This is a genomic window from Patulibacter medicamentivorans (assembly GCF_000240225.1).
Taxonomy (GTDB): Bacteria; Actinomycetota; Thermoleophilia; order Solirubrobacterales; family Solirubrobacteraceae; genus Patulibacter; species Patulibacter medicamentivorans.
Window position 1 is genome coordinate 1 of sequence record NZ_AGUD01000069.1, and the last position, 4,756, is coordinate 4,756.

The following is a 4,756-nucleotide window of genomic DNA, read 5'->3' on the forward strand; positions in this document are numbered from 1 at the left end:
GGGCGCGCCGTGCCGCAGGTGGTCGGCCAGCCCGACGGCGATCGACGCGGTCATCGCCACGTAGTAGCGGCACAGCAGCAGCGGGCGCCAGCGCCGGCGGCCCGCGCCGGCCGCCCCGGCGAGCAGCGCCAGGTGGGCGGCGAGCAGCAGCCGGTCGGCCCGCGGCGCGCGGCCGGACGCCAGCAGCCGCAGCCCGGCGGCCAGCGCCAGCAGGTGCAGGAAGGGACTGGCGTAGCGCAGCCAGCGGTGGCTGACGATCGCCGCCAGGTAGCGCGGCGGCAGGCCTCGCGGGTCGAGGATCCCGCCGTCGAGGCCGCCGCGGCGCCCGCCCCGCAGGACGATCCGCCAGGCCTGGTTCATCATCCGCCGCTTGCGCCGCCACTCGCCCTCGATCGAGGGCACCATCGGCTCGCTGGCGTGGGCGGTCGGCCGGTCGATCGCCAGCCGCCCCAGGCGGACGACCTGGTGGGGCAGCGACAGGTCGTGCCCGTGCGCGGTCCGCAGCCGGGGCCACAGGTCCGCCCGCAGGCCGTAGATCGCGCCGTTGCCGGCGGTCACCGACCACCAGTCGCTCTCGCGTCGGCGCAGCGCCATCTCGAGCCGCCAGTAGGCGCCCTCCTGGTTGCCGCCGCCCTCGGCGGCGACGAACGTCACGCGGCCGCAGGCGTAGCCGACGGCGGGATCGGCGAAGGCCGCGGCCAGCTCGGCGACCGCGTCGGGCTCCCAGCGGGTGTTGGCGTCGCTGAAGAGCAGCAGCTCGCCCGTGGCGGCGACGACGCCGGCGGTCTGGGCGTGGTGCTTGCCGCCCCGCTCCAGCTCGAGCACGACGTCGGCCCCGGCCGCCCGCGCGCGCTCGGCGGTGGCATCCGGCGAGCCGTCGCAGGCGACGATCAGCTGCAGCCGCTCGCGCGGCCAGGTCTGGGCCCGCAGGCGGGCGATCGTGTCGGCGATCACGTCCTGCTCGGCGTAGGCGGCGATGATCAACGAGACCGTCGGGCCGGGGGCCGCGGTCCGGTCGGCGGTCGCGACCGCGTCGGCGGACGCCCCGGCGAGCGGCCCCGCCGGCCGTGCCTCGCGGTCGTCGGCGACGCGGCCGAGCGGACGGGCCAGGCGCAGGAACAGCCCCCAGCCGACGTGGGTCCAGGCGAGCAGCAGGAGCGGGACGCGGTGCAGGAGGCGCACGGCCAGGGATCGTCGCAGAGCGCGGCCGGTGGGGGACGGAGCGGTCGCCTGGCGACCGGAACGTCACGAGCGCCGGCCAACGGCGAGGCCGGTCCAGGCGCCATCGACCGGCCCTGCCGTCCGCCGACCGCCGCTCGCTACCGTCGGGCCCATGGACGACGAGCAGCGGCTGGGCCCGACCGTCGACTTCCCCGGGGCCGAGCGCCCGGACGGGCGGACGCTGAGCGGGGTCCACGTGCGGCTGGAGCGACTCGATCCCGAGGCCCACGGCGACGGGCTGCACGTGGCGGCGACGGAGGGCGGCGACCCGCGCCTGTGGGACTACCTGCCGTACGGGCCGTTCGCCGACCGGGCCGCCTTCGGCGAGTGGCTCGCCGCGGGCGGCGCGTCGATCGACCCCTGGTTCCTGACGATCGTCGAGCAGCGCTCCGGGGAGCCGGCGGGGATGCTGGCGCTGATGCGGTTCGCTCCCGACGCCGGCAGGATCGAGATCGGCCACGTCTGGTTCGGCGGCCGGCTGCAGCGGACGCCGGCCGCGACCGAGGCGATCTACCTGCTCGCCGCGCACGCCTTCGAGGACCTCGGCAACCGGCGGCTGGAGTGGAAGTGCAACGCCCGCAACGAGCGCTCGAAGGCGGCGGCCGAGCGGTTCGGCTTCAGCTACGAGGGCACGTTCCGCCAGGACATGGTCGTCAAGGGCCGCAACCGCGACACCGCCTGGTTCTCGATCCTCGACGGCGAGTGGCCGGTGGTCGGGGCCGGCTTCCGCGCCTGGCTCGACCCGGCCAACTTCGACGCCGACGGCCGCCAGCGGCACGGGCTGCGGGAGCTGCGGGAGGCGGCCGCTCGCCGGGCCCGACCGGCCCGCGGCCGCGTCAGCCGCGCTTCGCCGTCACCCAGATCCGGATCTCGACCGACGTGACCTCGGTGCCCGCGCCGTCGACGATCGCGATCCGCACCGGCAGCTCCTGCTTGTCGGCCAGCTCGGCCGGCAGGTCGAGCGTGGCCGTCGCCGTCAGCCGGCCGCCGGCGCGGCTGCGGTAGTCGACCGTCATCCCGCGCGGGATCCAGCGATGGCCGGCGGGGACGGTCGCCTCGGCGACGGCGCCCATCACGTACTCCGCCAGGTTGCACTGCGCGATCGCGTGGACGCCGCCGAGGTGGTTGCGGGTCCACGGCACCGCGCCCATCGACGCCACCGCCCGCCCCGGCTCCAGCGCGTCGAGGTGGGCCGGGATCGTCAGGAAGTACGGCGCCGCGGTCCGGTAGGCGCGCGAGACGACGCCCCGGCCGAGCGGCACGCGCTCGAGCTTGCGGTGGGCGGCGAGCAGGTTCAGGCTGGGCATGGCCGAGCGAATCCTACTCCTGGTAGGAGATCGCTCCGTGCGTGGTCGCACGGAGGCCGAGCGGGCCAGTGGGCCCGGCGGTACCGGGATCAGGCGCGCGCCGCGACGAGCTGCTCGTAGAGCGCCCGGTGGGCGGCCGCGACGCCGTCCCACGAGTAGGGCCCGGCGGCAAGCTCGGCCGCCCGTCGCCCCAGCCGCGACCGCCGCTCGCGATCGCGCAGCAGCCGTCGCAGGACCAGGGCGAGCGCGTCGGAGTCGCCGGCGGGGACCAGGTCGGCGGCGCCGTCGCGGGCGATCTCGGGGAACCCGCCGACGTCGGAGAGCACCATCGGCTTGCCGAACGCGAGCGCGGTGAAGAGCACGCCCGACTGGTCGATCTCGCGGTAGGGCAGGACGACCGCGTCGGCGCGATCGAAGAACGCGGCGGCCTCGGCGTCCGAGACGAAGCGGTCGACGAAGCGGACGCCGACCGGCGCGTCGCGCTTGAGGTCGCTGATGTCCATCTTCGGCAGGCCGACGATCCACAGCTCGGCGGCCGGCCAGTAGCGGTCCTGGGTCAGCTGGCGCCAGGCGTCGATCAGCACGTCGATCCCCTTGTACGGGCGGATCAGCCCGAAGCAGAGGACGACCGGGCGCTTGACCGCCGGCAGCGGCGACGGCAGGTGCGCCCGCGGGACGGTGGTCAGGTGGCGGAAGGCGCCGTGGGGGATCACGTGGACCTTGGCCGGGTCGACGTCGAGCCGGTCGACCAGCCGGTCGCGGCCGTGGTGGGAGTGGACGACGACCGCGTCGACCCGCTCGTAGAGCCGCGCCTGCGCGCGTTCCTGGCCGGGCCGCGGCTCGCGCGGGAGGACGTCGTGGGCGGTCAGGACGACCGGCCGGTCCCGCGGCAGCAGGTGGACGTCGAGCGGCTGGACGGCCAGCCACTGGAAGTGCACGACGTCGGCATCGCGCGAGGCCCGCCGCAGCGCCCGCATGTCGGGCAGGTGGCCGGCCAGCTTGCTGAGCCGCCGGACCCGTGACCCGGGGGCGCCGAGGCTGCGACGGTAGAACCCGTGCTCGATCTCGTAGCCGTCGGGACCGGGCACCGTGCCGTACGGGAAGTCGCTGGTGACCAGCGTGACCCGCACCCCCGCGCGCGCCAGGGCCGAGCAGAGGGCGTGGTCGTAGGGCGGGGTGTAGGCGGACGGGTCGACGATCCGGACGTGCACGGAGGCTGCAAGCTACAGACCTGGAGCCAGCCCATCGGGCCAGCGGGAGAACCGCCGCGAGGGCGCGTCACCCGCGGCGACGGCCCGGCGCGACGTCGCTCAGCGGGTGCTGGGCCCGGTCTCGCCGACGATCCGGGTCGCGGTCGCCCAGGCCTCGTCGGCGGTCGGGGCGGCGACCAGCACGCCCCAGCCGGGGCCGCGGTCGCTCTGGTTCAGCGGGACGTCGACGCAGACCGCGGTCGCGCACTCGGCGATCCCGGCCACCCGCACGCGCTCGAACGCGTAGCCGGTGACCGGGCCGAACGCCCCGCTGTCGATCACGCGGTCGTCGTTGGCGGCGCTGGTGTCGAAGCGCGCCGGCTGGTCGGGCGTGTAGTCGACCAGGATCAGCCGGCCGTCGGGGCCGACCTGGCGCAGCCGGTACAGCGCTCCGCCGCTCTGCGTGACCCGCGTCGGCGTGAACCACGAGCGCTGGTCGGGCCGGGCGACGAGCGTCCGCCACCCCTGCGAGCCCGCGTCGTAGATCGCCGGCGCGACGCCGTCGGCGATCTCGGAGCCGTCGGCCGGCGGGTCACCGGCGATCGTGCCGCCGCCGTCGACCGCCAGCGGCGTGGTCCCGTCGGGGGTCGTCTGCCCGCCGTCGGGGGTCGTGGTGCCCTGCTTCGCGGGCGTCGTCGCCGGCCGATCGCGGGTCGCGGTCGACTGCTTCCCGCCACGCGTCGACGTGGTCCGGCCCGACGGCTCGTCGCTGCCGCCGCCGGCGAGGATCGCCACCAGGACCCCGGCCAGCGCGGCGGCCAGCACCAGCACGAGCACCAGGCCCCACCAGGAGCGACCGCCCGCGGACGGACCGCCCGGGTCGGACGGCGGCCCGCCCGCCGCCGCCGAGCCGGACGCCGGACGGACGACCGGTGCCGGGACCGTGGCGCGGGTCGCCTGGCGCGGGCGGACCGCGGGCGGCGCGTCCGTGGACGGCGGGGTCGGGCGCGCCGAGGACCGTGGCTTCGGAGGGCGCGC

Annotated in this window: 4 protein-coding genes and 1 pseudogene; 1 reads left to right on the forward strand and 4 read right to left on the reverse strand. The window is 76.8% G+C overall.

The window, feature by feature from the left end:
* Window positions 1-1,182: glycosyltransferase (locus PAI11_RS06920; RefSeq protein ID WP_040598856.1), on the reverse strand; the 1,182-nt coding region annotated here is incomplete at its 3' end.
* A gap of 151 nt (window positions 1,183-1,333) precedes the next feature.
* Here PAI11_RS06920 and PAI11_RS06925 point away from each other — a divergent pair.
* Window positions 1,334-2,104 carry a GNAT family N-acetyltransferase gene (locus PAI11_RS06925; RefSeq protein WP_007572323.1) on the forward strand — a complete coding sequence of 257 codons (771 nt, stop codon included), beginning with the start codon at window positions 1,334-1,336 and terminating at the stop codon, window positions 2,102-2,104.
* Here the strand turns inward: PAI11_RS06925 and PAI11_RS06930 are convergent.
* From PAI11_RS06930 to PAI11_RS06940, 3 genes and pseudogenes are all read right to left on the reverse strand, one after another.
* Complete coding sequence (locus PAI11_RS06930) at window positions 2,058-2,528, reverse strand: hotdog fold domain-containing protein (RefSeq protein ID WP_007572325.1); 471 nt, start codon at window positions 2,526-2,528, stop codon at window positions 2,058-2,060. The two genes, PAI11_RS06925 and PAI11_RS06930, sit on opposite strands and share 47 nt — an antisense overlap.
* Window positions 2,529-2,617: 89 nt before the next feature.
* Window positions 2,618-3,739, reverse strand: coding sequence for a glycosyltransferase family 4 protein (locus PAI11_RS06935; protein WP_007572326.1), 1,122 nt, complete (start codon window positions 3,737-3,739; stop codon window positions 2,618-2,620).
* Window positions 3,740-3,838: 99 nt separating this feature from the next.
* Window positions 3,839-4,756 (reverse strand): annotated as a pseudogene (locus PAI11_RS06940) (hypothetical protein); the annotation flags it as partial.